The sequence below is a fragment of the Rhizobium leguminosarum bv. trifolii WSM2297 genome, assembly GCF_000271845.1.
In genome coordinates this window covers 667,314-681,406 of the sequence record NZ_JH719392.1, presented here as the reverse complement: position 1 = coordinate 681,406, position 14,093 = coordinate 667,314, and the positions used below count along the sequence as shown (strand labels likewise).

The window sequence follows — 14,093 nt, the reverse complement described above, 5'->3', positions numbered from 1 at the left end:
CTCATGCTGCCAACCCTGCGCCTCGCATTTTTTCAGAGTCCACCGCCTTCATGGCCGGTCAGTTACCAGAGTTTAATCGCCATCACATAGCCCGCGTGCCCCGCATCCGCGGGAAACGCAACAACAGCTATGTGAATGGAAATGAACGAATTTTCTGCGAAAACTTTTCAACGCAAGATCGACGCCTTCTGCCAGCTCCGCCTCTCGCCTTTGCTGAGGGTCGATGAGCTACGTCGGCTGAGGGATTATCTGTACTCCCTCATCAAAGCGAGGCGGTCAGCGCCTCGAACGAACGGGAAGACCGACTGGGACGTCGTTGCAGCGGCGTCCGGCATTGATGCCAAGGAACTCGCTGCGAATGCGCGTCAGATCGATCCTGCCCTGGATGCGATTGCTCGGTGGATCCGCGATACTCGCCTCGCCGCCGGTGCCGAGAAACCTGACGTGCGTAAACCAGCGAAGACGTCGAGGACCAAGGCGGCGCCGCCAGCGGTCGCCCGAGCGGCGCCACAAGTGCAGGAGCCGCCAGTAAAGTCGAAGCCTGCCGGCGTGGCGTCTGCCCGCGTCGCCGTCGAGTTTCCAGAAGCCCTGTTCAAGGTCTGGGAAGATCCGACGGACTTCGCGGAGGCACTGCAACTGCATCTTCGGCGCCACGGAGAAACCTACTGGACGCTTTATCGCGGCATCATCGGCCCTGACGATCTGACGGACAAGAATACGCTGTTGAGCTGGATCGAAGGCAGGAGGGTGCCGCGCAGCACCGAGAGTTTCCACGTGCTATCCCGCATCGAGCGGCGCTATCGGCTTCCGGAGGGCTATTTTAAGGCAAAGCTCTCGCACCCGTCACGATCCGCTTCGGGTTTCAACCTGTCCGGGATCAAACCCGCGGAGCGGCGGCGGCTCGCGTGGCACCTGCCGGAGGACTTCAACTTGCTGCCGTTCCGTGAGCGTCCGGCGAATGCATTTTTTGCGTCTACGAGGCGCGGTTTAGGACTTGCGGCTTAGCTCATCTGCCATGACGCGCTCGATCATCTCGGGATCGCATTGTTCATCGACGAGGAACTGGCGGATTCCACCATCCCACGTCCTTATGTCGGCCAGGAGATCTCGAAGGTCGTCAATTCCATTTTCGGTCAGGCCTTTTGTGCCATCTTCACTGCCATCGCGGACATATACCAATTCGCCCTCGGCGATATTGTCCGAGTTGGCGGTGACTTCCTCGAGTAGTTCAAGGTTCTCGCCGATCATGCTGGCGACTTCTTTGAGCGTGTAGATGAACCTCGAGCGTGCCATCACGCAGCCTCGCATCGGTCTTTCGCCGGCACCCACTGCCACGGTAGCAATTCCTGGAGCCGATCCTTGGGATGGCTCTGGATCCGAGTCAGGACGTCTGTCAGATAGACCTCCGGATTGTGACCATGGAGCTTGGCAGTCTCGATGATGGTCAGGATGTTGGCGATGCGCTCACCGCCCTTGTCTGACCCGGCGAAGAGCCAGTTTTTTCTTCCGATTCCAAGCGGTCTCATGGCGCGCTCGGCTATATTGTTGTCGACCTCAACACGGCCATCGTCGATGTAAACGCTCAACGCTGCCCACCGCGAGAGGGCATATCGCATCGCTTCCGCCAGCTTCTGCTTCTGTGGCAGCGTCGAAAGCGTAGCCTCGATCCAGACCTTCAGCTCTCCCAGTATGGGCTTGGCATGTTGTTGGCGCAGTTTGCGTCGCTCCTCAGCCGACATGCCGCGGATGCGATCCTCGATATCGTAGAGCGCACCGATGCGCGACAGTGCCTCGTCGGCGATCGGAGATGGCTTCAGCTTGATCACATCGTGGAACTTGCGGCGCACATGCGCCATGCAGGCGGCCTCGACGATCTGGTTGCCGTAGAGCTTCTTGTAACCTCCATAGCCATCAGCATGCATCACGCCGCTGAAGTTTGCGAGATGGTCAGCCGGATGCACGCCCTTTCGGTCGGGGCTATAGTAATAGGCGATTGCTCCGGGAGTGGGATCTTGATAACCGCTGCCATCGAAGACATAGACCCAAACCCTGCCAGTTTTTGTCTTTCCTCGCCCAGGGTCGAGAACATCGACCGGGGTATCGTCTGTATGTATTCGGTCAAGCGCGGCGATGTGCGCCCTGATAGCCAAGACGAGCGGCGCAAGCAAAAACGACACGCGGCCAACCCAGTCCGCCATGACAGAGCGAGAGATGTCTATCCCCAGCCGGTCGTACATCTCGGATAGGCGGTAGAGAGGGATATGATCGTCGAATTTGGCGACCATGATATGGGCGAGCAATCCCGGTCCGGGCTTGCCGCGTTCGATGGGCAGGGTCGGCATCTCACCCGCTACCGTCGTGTCGCACTCCCTGCAAATCATGCGCTTTTCGACATGACGGACAATCTTGATGGACGCCGGCACGTGCTCCATCACCTGGACCACCTTGTCTGCTGCCTTCAGGAATGATGTGCCTCCGCACGTCGGACAATTGCAGGGCGCGGCATAGACCAGCTCTTCGGTGGGAAGACCATCGGGCAACGGTTTGCGCTTCGGCTTGTCCGGGGTGTCGTTCAACTCCGGCAAAGGAGCTTTCCCGGAGCGCATCTCAGCCTCGGCACGAGAGGCCTCGATCTCCTCCAGCATCAGTTCGAATTGCTCGATCTTCCGGTCGATCTTTTCCGAAGAAGCGCCATGCTGCCGATGGCGGAGCAGTTCCAGTTGCGCGCGCAGAAGCCCGATAATGGAGTCGCGCTTGATGACTTCGGCTTCCTGGCTCTCAAGTTTCGCCGCCTGTTCCGCGACGAGTGCACGCAAAACAGCTAGCTCGTCCTGACTGTTCAGCGGCGTTGTTTCCATACCCGCATACATAGCCGATTTGCGCCGGAAGTGCCAGCATTTTGCCCCGGATGTCCTTGCAAAATATAGCTTTTAACCCGTTCGTCCGGGAGCAGAAGTCCACGCAGGTCGGCGCCAGTCGATCCCCTCAACAAGCATCGACAACTGAGCTTGCGTCAGATGCGCAACCCCATCTTTCGCCGTCGGCCAGGGAAAGTATCCGCGTTCCAAAATTTTGTAAAACAGGCAAAACCCTTGGCCATCCCACCATAAAAGTTTGATCCGATCAGCGCGTTTTCCGCGGAAGCCGAAGATTGCGCCGGAGCCCGGCACCTCCTTGATAGCCGTCTCGACAAGCGCCGACAGTCCATCAATGCCACGCCGCATGTCGGTCACCCCGCAGGCCAGATAAACCCGCACATTCCCCGAAGGCCCGATCATGCCGCCTCCACACAAGCGACCAGTGACGATAGCACTTCGAGATCCATGTCCGCTGCAATTCTCAGTAAGCGGCCATTCCTCAGGACGATCTCAACGTCTTTGCATCTCGACCGAGCACTGCTCCTCTTGGAACCGTCACTAACGCTCTCCGACGCTCCGATAAGCGATACCGGGATGAACGTCTGGGGAGATTCGGCTGGCAAGAGCTTCTTTCGCCAGGCGTAAATCTGCTGTGGAAGAACGTCGTGCCGGCGCGCGACATCCGAAACGGTGCCATCCGCGCTGAACGCTTCTTGCAATATCGAAAGCTTCAGTTCCGTCGACCAGCGACGTTGTCGCTCGGCACCCGTCAGAATCTCAACCTTGGCCATTCATACCCTGTTACGTCACAAATGAATCATCTGTGTCGTAACTTGCGCCAATCCCGCACCTAACCAAAATCCGATCACCGGACGCTCACGCCGTTCCAGAAGCGCGAAGAGATCGTTGAATGGGTTCGGCGCGTTATCATCAGCGGGTCGACCGACTACAGAAAGTTTCAGGCGGCGGCCGCCAAGCAGCGATATGCGATCCGCTTTCCAGGCGTGTCCTATGGCGGTCGGGCGCCGCGGGATGGCAAGATTATCGTTCCCGCCAACTATGAGGAAACCTGGATAGAAGATCCCGACCTGCTGTCTGGTGTCATCGAGGCGCCACCGGCGCTGGCCATGGAAATGGCCGACCTGGTGCGCTTCAAGACGTCGGCTCTCACGTCGGTTGGTTTCCAGCGAAACGGTGTCTGGGGGGAGGAGACGGCGTCTCAAAAGATCGAGCATCTCGGGCTCATGTTCGGCGCCCTTGCCGCAGCTAAGGATGGGGAGGTCAGGGGCTATGGCGTGCCGCCGCGTCAACTGACCTTCGGCCTGTTGCTCTTTCCCGGCGTCTGGGACTGGTACCTCCAATGGCGGGAAACCCGGCGCGGCTTCTACACCGCCTGGGAAGTCGACATGCTACGGATCGCCTTGGCGATCACTAAGGAGGGCACCGGATGGCTTCGGCAACATCCTGAACTTCTATCGCGAGTCCAGCCGATCGCTGGCCTCGTTTCGCAAAATGAGATCGACTATGCCCATGCGGATTGGCATGGAGCCTGCGACGACTTCCACAAACATGCTGCTCATCGTGTGAAGGAAATCCAGCGGATCGCCCGTGTCCACCGCGATCCGTTCGAGCCGATCATGCCGGTCCTCGAGGCAGCAAGCCCTGTCGGCGAGTACCGCAAGATCACCGAGGAGATCATCCGCCTGACGCCGGATGAACATCGTTATCCTCGGCCCGCTGCCGAAGCCGTTCGCGCGTTTTTGATGTTGAGGTTGGGTTTGCATCTCGGACTGCGGCAGAAAAACCTTCGGCAACTCATGCTCTGCCCCAAAGGTTACATGCCACGTTCGGAGCGCGTTCTCGAGAAGATGAAGCGCGGCGAAATCCGCTGGAGCGACCGCGAGGGCGGCTGGGAAGTATTCATCCCGGCGGTCGCGTTCAAGAATGCTCACTCATCTTTCTTCGGCGACAAGCCGTTTCGTCTTGTGCTGCCGGATCTTCTGGATCTGTACAAATATATCGACGCCTATGTCGAGCAACATCGCGCGGTACTGCTGCGCTCGGCCGCCGATCCCGGTACTTTCTTCGTCAAGACTGTCAAGACGACCAGCACGGATGCCGCCTATGACATCACCAGCTTCTACGAGGCCTGGCGTTTGACGATCCAGCGCTACGGGATCTACAACCCGTACACAGGGCGCGGGGCGATCAAGGGTCTTTTGCCGCACGGACCGCATAATGTCCGCGACGTGCTGGCGACCCACATCCTGAAGCAGACCGGCTCCTACGAGCAGGCGAGTTACGCGATCCAGGACACCGCCGACATGGTCGCCAAGCATTACGGGCGCTTCCTTCCCCAAGATAAGGCAGCGCTCGCCGCCCGTATTCTCAATCAGGTCTGGGAGGCCGCATAACTTTCAACGAGACGTCGGAAATTATTTCCGGCGTCTCGCCTCGGTTTTGGCCTCGCGCGCCCAAGGCGGCGGCACCCGTTGTTCGATCCACGGCAGTAGCTTGATCGGCTTCGCCTCGATCCCTGACGTGATGATCGGATACTTGCCGAGGGCGTCGCGCATCAATGGGAGACCGGCGGGGTTCGTATAACGACTGTTGGTTTCGCTTCCATCAGAGAGACGCCCGGAAATATCGTCAATGACCTCCGTAGAAACGCCTGCCTGTTTCAACGTGTCTGCCATACCGTGACGGAGCGCGTGGAAAGCGCGCTTCCACATTTTGTCCCCCAACGACCGCTGCATCATCGGGATGAAAACGTCGTAGAAACGGTCGCCCGGATCATTCGTTGTCTTGTGGGAAATAAGGTCCGGGAATACGGCTTTGTATCCCAGCGTCTGTAGAGCAACGCAGTAGTCCATGAAGCCCAAACCGATCAGTTCGTCGGGAATAGGCACTACTCGCTCGGATTGCTCGGTCTTGAGTCGCCGAAACTCGTTCGTCCGAAGGACGATCACCAGACCATCGTCATCTTCCTCGATATCGTTCAATGAAAGACCAGCGAACTCTCTTCTGCGGGCGCCAAGATAGGTGAACATGATCGGCAGGAAGTAGGCCGCGTCATGGAAGACATATGGACCTGGCTTACCGCGGCCGCGATCGTGGTTCAGGGAGCCGGTATAGACTGGGCAGGAGAAAAGCGGCCGGATCTCGTCCGGCGTCGGCTTGTGTTGTTGCCTGCGGATAGAACCGGCCTTGGGCTTTTTCGGTCTCAGCCCCTCGAAGCTCCAATCGTCGAGCTCAAAGCCGTGCCCGCGCACATGCTTGAGGAAGTGGTTCAGGTTTCCGAAGTGCTTGCGGATGGTCGCGGCGCTCAAGCCGACGGCCGCCTCCTTGCCCTCCGTCTCGGCCTGCTCGCGCAGCCTCTGAGCTTCGGCCCGTAGCTCGGGTGCCGACATCGCCCTCATTTTGGCGCTCTGTCCCCAACGTATCGGAATGTTATTGAAGTGCTGGCGCAGCTTGCCGAGGTGGTATTGGCTGATCTGACCGGTGTGCTCGATGCCGTATTCTTCAAGCACGCTCTTGAACATACGAACCAAAGCGCGGGCATCACGCGCCGTACTGTCGTCCCAAGCGTCCTTCATGTTCTGGACGAGCTGTTCGCACTCGGCCTCGAAATCCGCGACCTGAACAACCGGCCGCGCTTTCAGGCCGTCGTCTTTCTCGATGGCAACGTATTGCGGTGATGGAGAAAGATCGAGCGTGACGATTGGGGAGGGCTCGGGAGACTTTGGTGTCGGAGCAACATCGACCGGAATCGCGATCAGATGCACCGGTGGCATGGTGACCTCAGTTGCCTGTTCGTTGGCAACAGGCTGCGGATTCGGCCTTGACCCACCAGTGAGTTCACTGAGATTTCGGTCTGCGAGAGGATGCCTCTCTGCAACGTCGAACAGCGCTTCCGCTCGGCCATTGAAATAGGCCTTCATTGCCTTTTCGTGGTTGAGGGGATTTTGGCTGATATCGAACTGATGCATCAGCATTCGAATTCCATCCTGGAAGCCACGGGTGTTCGCTTCATGGAGTAGTTCGAGATAGTTCGATCTGATCGCAGAGATATGAGACGCCGGTATCCCGTTGTCGAGAAGGTACTTGGATCCGATGCAGCGTTCTTTCAGCGTCAGGCGTTGGCGGATGCCAAACATAGCGAGCAGCTTATAAGCCCAGCCATTCTCCAGATCGAGTTCCAGCTCTTCGATGTCAGCCGGGCGACCATAGCGTCTCGCGGCGATCGAGACGTCTTCGAGATGCAAGAGCATCACGTCCCGTTCGTGTTCGCAAAGCTTTTGAAGCTGCGCCCTGGACATTGGTTCCTTCGATTTCATCCTCAGTTCGGCCATCAGCGTGTTGAGCTTTCTGCCGATTGCCTGGGCCTTTTTATGATCGGAACAATGAAGGCTCAGTGAAAGCCGGCTGCCCGGCTGGCACCGCGCGAAAGAACTGGGAACACGAGCGCGCCAGTAGAAGATATTGCCGCGGCGAATAAGGTTCTCGACGTCGTGGCGGACCGCCATGGGTAGTTGCCCCCTGCCTGCCACCTGCGACGTCCCACGCAGTTTCCGCGTGGGCATCACCTGTGGGCTACAGTTCTGGGCATCAGGTCGCCAATGATGCCAAAACGATATCCGGCACGACTGGAAAATCAAGGAATTAAGGGGATTTAGGGAGAATTGGCTGGGGAACCTGGATTCGAACCTTTAGGCTTTGAAACCAGATTCAAGCATGATTGCCGGAAGTGACTTAACCTACGGTTGATTCCCATCAAACCGCACCAATTGTCAAATCACAGAGTCTGAGGTTCCGCTTCTATCGGGAACGAACAGCCGGCCACCCACCGTCACCACCATTTCGCCGAAGAATCTCAAGGTGCTCGGTGCTGATTGTTTTGACCCACACAAGCAACAACGAGGTTTGCTCTGCAAGCCAGCTGAGCGCCTCCTCGCTGATTTCGAAATGTTTGGAATACCGTGCTTTAACATAAGCCTCGTTCAACGTGTTGAACCAAGCACGCTCGCGATGCTGATCGCGAGGAAAAGCTTCAGCCAGGCGCCGATCCTGTTCCTCGGCGAGCGAGCGGAGGAATTTGATGTTGTGAGATGGCGGACCGTAATTGGTGAGCGTCAGCAAGACACAGGAATAGGCCTGCTCAATCGTCTGATGGAGTTCGAAGGCTGCATTTTCTATGTAATGACGCTCAATTGCTAACGTTGCCATCTGCAGAAAGCGCGTGGCGGCCTGAAACCTCTGGTCGAAGTGTTCGCTCGCGACTTTGAAAAGCTCTGCCGAAGAGAGGGCCTTCGGTTCCGCAAGTGGTTCATCATCGAGTTCGTACAGAACGATGCCTTCCTTGCGGATGTCGGAGAAGAAGTATTGGCCTTCTTTGAGGTACGAATTCACCTCTCGCCTGGAGTGGACGATGAAACTCACCGGCGTTTCGATCGATTTGTCGTGGATCAGCCGGTCGGCAGCTTTGTGCCAGTATTCGGCGAAGTCGCAGAGCTTGCGGTTGTTGACGATGATCAGCAGATCGAAGTCCGAGCGGTAGCCCTTCATCGTGAAGGGCTCATCCACCCAGCCGCCCTTGGCGTAGGAACCAAACAGGATGATCTTGAGGATCCGGCCACGCTTCTTGAATTCCGCCGTTCCGTCTTTCAACGCGTCTTCGAATTCCTCGTGAAGGATTTCCAGAACGCGGCCAATCTCACGCTGTTTGCGGAGTGGCATATGGTTGAGGGATGTTTTCATCATGGAGAGCAATGATCGCGAGGCGGCTTAAAATGACTTTGAAAACTCAGCGCGAATTCTACACGGGTTGCCTCAAACCACAACTGCAAATGGCCTTACGATCCGCCTGAACAGCGACGGCCGGCATACCTGATTTCGCGTGGCGACCTATCTCGCGCGCGTCACGCAAATTACCGACGCGAGACCATTCGTTGCGTATAGCCTTGCTGCTTGTCAACCGGCGCCGTCAGCAACGCGAGCATACCAGCCGGGTTTTCTCGTCGTCCCTCCATGCCATCGCGCCGTGTGTCGGACGCTGCCGCATTCTCGGGGCTAGTAAGGAGTTCCCAGATCCCTATGTCCTCCTGGCACAGGAACAAGGTCCGGACGCAAGCGTGTCGCTGCGGAGTGGGCATCGAGGCTGCGGCCCGCAATTGATCGGTCGGGCCACCGCATGGCTTGGCAGGTCGACGGCCCGGATTCGGTCCTGGGGTTCCGCGGACCGCGCTGAGGAACTGCTGCTCGACCGGACCCTGTTCACAGTCACTCCGGAAATCTATGGCGAATATCTTGCCGGGTTCTCGACGTCGCCGCACAACCGCTCGCACGGCGCGGGTGTAACGGACCATGGCCGGAAAGCGCTGGGGATGAGACATGACCCTATGCACCGGCATCGACCGGTCTTCGCGCGTTGGCCAGATTCACGGCGGGCATGCCTTGAGAGGACTGGGTGCATCGCCGCGCCCGCCCCGGTCGGGAGGCCGCGCAGGTAAACGATCCCCGATGCGGTTCATGGGTTCATGTGCGATGTGAGCGACGTCATGCAGCTTGGATTTGCTACTGTGCCTCCTTCACCACCCTGCCTTGGTGGTGCTATCATCGCGTCCTGCCCCGGCTTTTGGTCCTGCCAGGCTCGCGCCGCCGGCAACGGCTTTGCCGTCCTCCACTTCGTTGCGGCCCTGCGGGTGCAGGCGGTGCTTGCTGCCTGGCTTTCAGACCGCCGTAGCAGGTCGCGATGGCCGCGACCTCCAAACGGAGGTTCAGACATGAGCACGCAGCAATCCAATCAACGATCCGATATTTACAGCCGCATCACCACCAAGATCATCGCCGATCTCGAACAGGGCGTACGGCCATGGACCAGACCCTGGACGACGAAAGATGCGACAGCCGAGGTCAGCCGGCCACTGCGCCACAACGGCCAAGCCTACACCGGGATCAATATTCTGCTCCTCTGGTCGGAAGCCATCGCCCGCGGCTTTGCGTCATCGACCTGGATGACCTTTCGCCAGGCAAAGGAACTCGGCGCTGCCGTCCGCAAGGGCGAAACCGGCACCACCGTTGTCTTCGCCAGTTCTTTCATCCGTGCCGAGACGACGGAAACAGGCGCGGAGATCGAACGGGATATTCCATTCCTCAAGACCTACACGGTGTTCAATACCGATCAGATCACCGGTCTCGATCGACCCACTCATTGCATCGCACCTGTGGAGGACCCGATGAGCCGCATCGGCAATGCCGGCCGCTTCTTTGCCAATACCGGTGCCATGATCCGGCACGGAGGATCAGCGGCCTATTATGCTGCTGCCCGTGATTACATCCAGATGCCACACCTGGATGCCTTCCGCGACGACGCCTCTTTTGTTGCCATCCTGAGCCACGAGATGACGCACTGGACCGCGGCACCCCGGAGGCTTGATCGTGATCTCAGCCGCTACGCGAAAGACCAGAGCGAACGCGCCCGGGAAGAACTGATTGCCGAACTCGGCAGTTGCTTTCTCTGCGCCGATCTTGGCATCGTTCCGGAGCTCGAACCACGCCCCGATCACGCAAGCTACCTCGATGGCTGGCTCGAAGTTCTGGGCAACGACAAGCGCGCCATCTTTTCAGCGGCAGCTCATGCGCAGCGGGCCGTCGATTACCTGCATGATTTGCAGCCGGACCTCAACGAGGAGGAGGCGGCGTAAGCCGTCTCTTTCTCAGCCAAAGGCAGCCCGACATCGGTCTGCCGGATGTTGCAGCGGAGGCAATACGAATTCCGTATTAGGCCACAGCTATCGGGTTTCACTCCTCCGGCTAGGCCTCCCGGGAAACGTTCCGCTCTTCGGGCGAAAGCGCGTCCATAAGCCGAAGCCATTGAATCTTGTAACGAATTCGGTTGCACAGCAAGCGGATTTCAACTATCTTTTTGGCGAGGCAGTACGCGCTGCCTTGGGGTGTGGAAACCCCTACAAGCGGTTGGTGCCGGCCGATTCGGCATCACACTCCTTGACCTTAGGTCGAGGAGCCTGTGGCGTATGTCCAGGTTCCTCGGAACTAAAGGCCACAGGACCGTCTTGTACGGTTTCCAACTCCCCGATCAGTGGGTTGAGCGAGTTCAGCGGGGGCGCACCGCATGAAACTCTCCATTGGGGGTGTCGACCATGAATCGCCATGTACCAGCTGTCCAAATCCGATCGTCGAGGCGAGCGCAAGCGGCACAGTCGAGTATTGCACGCGATTCGGTGCATCCGGTCGACCTGCATGTCGGACAGCAGATCCGTATTCGCCGGATACAGTCAGATGTATCTCTCGGCGATCTTGGCGCCGGTATCGGCGTCAGTTTGCAGCAGGTTCAGAAATATGAAAGCGGCAAAAACCGCGTCAGCGCTTCCATGCTTTATGAGCTTGCCAATTGCCTTAAGGTGCCCGTTTCAAAGTTTTTCGAAGGCCTTCCAGATCCCGAAACTTTGCAGGACCAGCAACTCACAGCCGAAGTCGATGATAGGATTGCCTATATTTCCACGGCGGAAGGGCGCCGTCTGATCGAAGACGTATTACTGCTTTCGCCGCGTGTGCGCAGTCGCGTGGTTGCCCTCGTCAGTTCGATTGTCGACGAAGAGATGGAAGAACAGACAGACGTCGATCGCTAGGAAAGCGACGAAAGTCGGCGGGCACAAGCCCGCCAGTGTTGACGCTTGCTTGGTTCTGCCCAGTGTGTCTCAAGGATCTGGAACGCTTACGTGATCAGGAGGGTGAGAAACAGGTAAAGAGCGCCGGCGACGATGAAGATCTCCTATGGCGCGAGAGTTTTAAGTGTGGATTTGCCGGGAGTGCGTCTCTCGCGTGCTTAGATGGGGTTGCTTAGTTCACCCCGCCTTTGGGTACAAAACCAACTCGAAAACCGAATAACCGCCCTATCTTGTCCAATGTTTCAAGCGTCGGGTTCGCCGTCCCAGCTTCCATTTCAGCAACTTGTCGCCGCGTTAGCGCAAGCGTTCTAGCAAACTCTTCCTGGGTCATGCCGATACCCTTTCGGATCTCTGCCACAGCATCAGGTAGCCTTAGATCGCCGGTTCGAGCACGCTCAGCCAGTGTTCGTCGGTTTTCAAGAATCTCTTCTTTCGTGGGTTTCTTCCAGCGCGCCATCTAGTTGTCCCCCTGCATCACAGGCACGTTGCCAAAACGCTATCCGCGATTTCCATGCAGCGTCCCCATCGCACGTTCCAGAATGTCCGAAGATGCCCCCAAATGTTTCGCCATGGTCGGCGCCTGCTCCAGGTGTTCAGCGAGGTCGCAGACGCCTTGTCGCTCAACACCGCGAAGTCGTTCCGCTTCGGCCTCGGGTGCTTCCTTGATCCGCATATTCCCAATGCCGCCCGTCGCCGAAAGCAGAAGCAACGGGAGATCGGAAGTGCGCGAACCTTCAGCAAGGCCGAGGTGCTCGGCAAGTTTTCGCCTCGCATGTCCCTGGGGCACGAGATCCAAAAGGTAGGGCGGCCAGCTGAGGCTAGATCGATTTTCGAGATCAACGGAATAACGGACTGACAAGGCCCGATGGTCGCGGACAGTCTTTGCGGCCGCAAACTCCGCCAATGCCACAGTGACGAAATAGTCGAGATCGTAGTCGACGATCGACGCGCCCTGAAAGCCTGCCGCGCCATCCTTGAATTCAAGCGTGCCGGCGGGATGCCACTTGCCGTCAAAAATGGGTTTGAATTGTTAATCGCATTGACTGACCCCTTTAGTGGATCAATTAAAGCGTTTTTTAAAGGTTATTAACCCATTAAATTGGGTTGAATAATTTCCTTTAGCATTGCCGGCCCCCGAGCCCGGTCATGGAAGCATCTGATGCGGCTGACCATCTTTCGGCCTCTCATCTCACTACCACACGCGACCAGCATCATTGAAAAGCCAAGCACGGGCGTCAACCAAGCAGCTGCTGGCGATGTCACCCCGTGACCTGGAAGGCTAGCCCCTCGATTCCACATTTTCGTTAGTGGCTGGCCGATTTCGTCCCGGCCTTTTTTGTTATTCTTACGTTTGTGCCCTGGGCCGAGCCGAGATCCTCACGACGGTAGTGGCTTGTAGATTATTCGAAGGGGTAATTGAGCCGAGGTCAGGAGCCGATACGGCCGAACAGCGGTTGCCGTGTTGCGTTTGGCTCACCGGAGGGAGCGTAGCGACAGGAAGCAGGAAACGAGGTACGGTGCGCCAGCGCCGATCGTGGGTCGCGATTAAACTCGTGGGGGCGGGATGGGAGGAGTTCAACAACCACTGCTGACCGGTTTCGGGGCCGCCATGTCGGCTGCCGAGGTAGCTCGCGGTGTGGACCTCATGGGGCGGGTTGCGTTGGTAACAGGCGGTTCGTCTGGTGTTGGGCTGGAGACAGCCCGCGCGCTTGGAATGTCGGGGGCAAGCGTGCATGTTACCGCTCCTGACCCCGTCGCCGCCCGCGCGGCATTGAACGGCATCCACGGGATTGCGGTCTGGCCGATCGACCTCGCGGATCAAGGGTCGGTTAAAGCCTTTGCGAAAGCCTTCCTCGAGCACCAGCCACGGCTCGACATTCTGGTTCTCAATGCAGGGATAATGGCGCAGCCGCTCTTCCGCGACAAACGTGGCAGGGAGGGCCATTTTTCCATCAACTACCTTGGACACTATGAGCTCGCCGTGCTGCTATGGCCAGCATTGCTCGCCGCCGGGAAATCCAGGGTGGTCATCCTGTCGTCCCGGGGCCATCAGATGTCCGATGTCGATCTCGAGGATATCGATTTCGCGCGTCGTCCCTATGATAAGTGGATGGCTTACGCGCAATCCAAGACAGCGAATGCCCTCTTCGCTGTATCGCTCGACAGGCGCGGCCGTGGGCATGGCGTTCGTGCCTTTTCTGTTCATCCCGGAATGATTGTCACCCCCGGCATTCGCCACCTATCCCGATCCGAGTTCGACGCCGTCGGCGCTCTCGAAGCAGACGGGACCCCCGTAATCGATCCCACGATGGATAAGAAAACCCCTCAGCAAGGGGCGGCAACGACGGTCTGGTGCGCAACGTCCCCGGCGCTGAGTTCATCAGGCGGGGTCTACTGCGAGAACTGCGATATCGCGTCCGTTCAGACCGACAACCCCTTCGGGGTGCGGCCGTATGCGATCGACCCGGCGAGGGCCGAAAGCTTGTGGCAAATGAGCGCGGTGTTGACGGGTTTAGATATTGTAATAACCTGAAGCACAGTGTTCTAT

At 58.1% G+C, this 14,093-nt stretch carries 13 protein-coding genes and 1 pseudogene; 7 read left to right on the top strand and 7 right to left on the bottom strand.

Annotated features, from left to right (window positions below; translation table 11 throughout):
• Positions 1-135 precede the first annotated feature (135 nt).
• Complete coding sequence (locus tag RLEG4DRAFT_RS59175) at positions 136-1,005, top strand: hypothetical protein (protein WP_003574544.1); 870 nt, start codon at positions 136-138, stop codon at positions 1,003-1,005.
• On the opposite strand, the gene RLEG4DRAFT_RS59170 is transcribed toward RLEG4DRAFT_RS59175, so the two are convergent.
• The 4 genes from RLEG4DRAFT_RS59170 to tnpA all read right to left on the bottom strand — a co-directional run bounded on the left by RLEG4DRAFT_RS59170 (position 988) and on the right by tnpA (position 3,649).
• Positions 988-1,293: a hypothetical protein gene (locus RLEG4DRAFT_RS59170; RefSeq protein ID WP_003574546.1), complete on the bottom strand. Its 306-nt coding sequence runs from the start codon at positions 1,291-1,293 to the stop codon at positions 988-990. The two genes, RLEG4DRAFT_RS59175 and RLEG4DRAFT_RS59170, sit on opposite strands and share 18 nt — an antisense overlap.
• A complete protein-coding gene (gene tnpC, locus RLEG4DRAFT_RS59165) occupies positions 1,293-2,858 on the bottom strand; it encodes an IS66 family transposase (RefSeq protein WP_037093118.1) in 1,566 nt (521 codons plus the stop codon). Before tnpC ends, RLEG4DRAFT_RS59170 begins: the two co-directional genes overlap by 1 nt.
• A gap of 72 nt (positions 2,859-2,930) precedes the next feature.
• Entirely contained in the window at positions 2,931-3,278 is a 348-nt protein-coding gene (gene tnpB / locus RLEG4DRAFT_RS59160; RefSeq protein ID WP_003574550.1) for an IS66 family insertion sequence element accessory protein TnpB, read from the bottom strand.
• The gene (tnpA, locus tag RLEG4DRAFT_RS59155) at positions 3,275-3,649 is read right to left on the bottom strand and encodes an IS66-like element accessory protein TnpA (protein ID WP_003574552.1); all 375 of its coding nucleotides are present in this window, start codon (positions 3,647-3,649) and stop codon (positions 3,275-3,277) included. The genes tnpB and tnpA overlap by 4 nt, the downstream gene beginning before the upstream one ends.
• A gap of 90 nt (positions 3,650-3,739) precedes the next feature.
• On the opposite strand from tnpA, the pseudogene RLEG4DRAFT_RS59150 reads away from it, so the two are divergent.
• Positions 3,740-5,272: pseudogene (locus RLEG4DRAFT_RS59150) on the top strand (hypothetical protein); the annotation flags it as partial.
• Between the two features lie 21 nt (positions 5,273-5,293).
• Here RLEG4DRAFT_RS59150 and RLEG4DRAFT_RS59145 read toward each other — a convergent pair.
• Together RLEG4DRAFT_RS59145 and RLEG4DRAFT_RS59140 are read right to left on the bottom strand one after the other, a co-directional pair.
• A complete protein-coding gene (locus tag RLEG4DRAFT_RS59145; protein ID WP_003574556.1) occupies positions 5,294-7,384 on the bottom strand; it encodes a DUF6538 domain-containing protein in 2,091 nt (696 codons plus the stop codon).
• 292 nt (positions 7,385-7,676) lie between these two features.
• On the bottom strand, positions 7,677-8,618 hold the full coding sequence (locus tag RLEG4DRAFT_RS59140) for a nucleotidyltransferase and HEPN domain-containing protein (protein ID WP_003574557.1): 942 nt from the start codon (positions 8,616-8,618) through the stop codon (positions 7,677-7,679).
• A 1,022-nt stretch (positions 8,619-9,640) separates the two neighbouring features.
• Between RLEG4DRAFT_RS59140 and RLEG4DRAFT_RS59135 the strand changes: the two genes are divergently transcribed.
• Together RLEG4DRAFT_RS59135 and RLEG4DRAFT_RS59130 are read left to right on the top strand one after the other, a co-directional pair.
• Positions 9,641-10,561, top strand: coding sequence for an ArdC family protein (locus RLEG4DRAFT_RS59135; protein ID WP_003574558.1), 921 nt, complete (start codon positions 9,641-9,643; stop codon positions 10,559-10,561).
• 456 nt (positions 10,562-11,017) lie between these two features.
• Positions 11,018-11,506 (top strand): helix-turn-helix domain-containing protein, encoded by a 489-nt coding sequence (locus RLEG4DRAFT_RS59130; RefSeq protein ID WP_003574559.1) that lies wholly within the window; start codon positions 11,018-11,020, stop codon positions 11,504-11,506.
• 211 nt (positions 11,507-11,717) lie between these two features.
• Here the strand turns inward: RLEG4DRAFT_RS59130 and RLEG4DRAFT_RS59125 are convergent, their stop codons facing one another.
• On the bottom strand, positions 11,718-12,002 hold the full coding sequence (locus tag RLEG4DRAFT_RS59125; protein WP_003574560.1) for a helix-turn-helix domain-containing protein: 285 nt from the start codon (positions 12,000-12,002) through the stop codon (positions 11,718-11,720).
• Positions 12,003-12,158: 156 nt separating this feature from the next.
• Between RLEG4DRAFT_RS59125 and RLEG4DRAFT_RS59120 the strand changes: the two genes are divergently transcribed.
• From RLEG4DRAFT_RS59120 to RLEG4DRAFT_RS59110, 3 genes are all read left to right on the top strand, one after another.
• Positions 12,159-12,401: a hypothetical protein gene (locus RLEG4DRAFT_RS59120; RefSeq protein WP_171898163.1), complete on the top strand. Its 243-nt coding sequence runs from the start codon at positions 12,159-12,161 to the stop codon at positions 12,399-12,401.
• A 9-nt stretch (positions 12,402-12,410) separates the two neighbouring features.
• The gene (locus RLEG4DRAFT_RS59115; protein WP_037093050.1) at positions 12,411-12,635 is read left to right on the top strand and encodes a hypothetical protein; all 225 of its coding nucleotides are present in this window, start codon (positions 12,411-12,413) and stop codon (positions 12,633-12,635) included.
• Positions 12,636-13,109: 474 nt separating this feature from the next.
• Positions 13,110-14,078, top strand: coding sequence for an SDR family NAD(P)-dependent oxidoreductase (locus tag RLEG4DRAFT_RS59110; protein WP_003574561.1), 969 nt, complete (start codon positions 13,110-13,112; stop codon positions 14,076-14,078).
• Positions 14,079-14,093 lie beyond the last annotated feature (15 nt).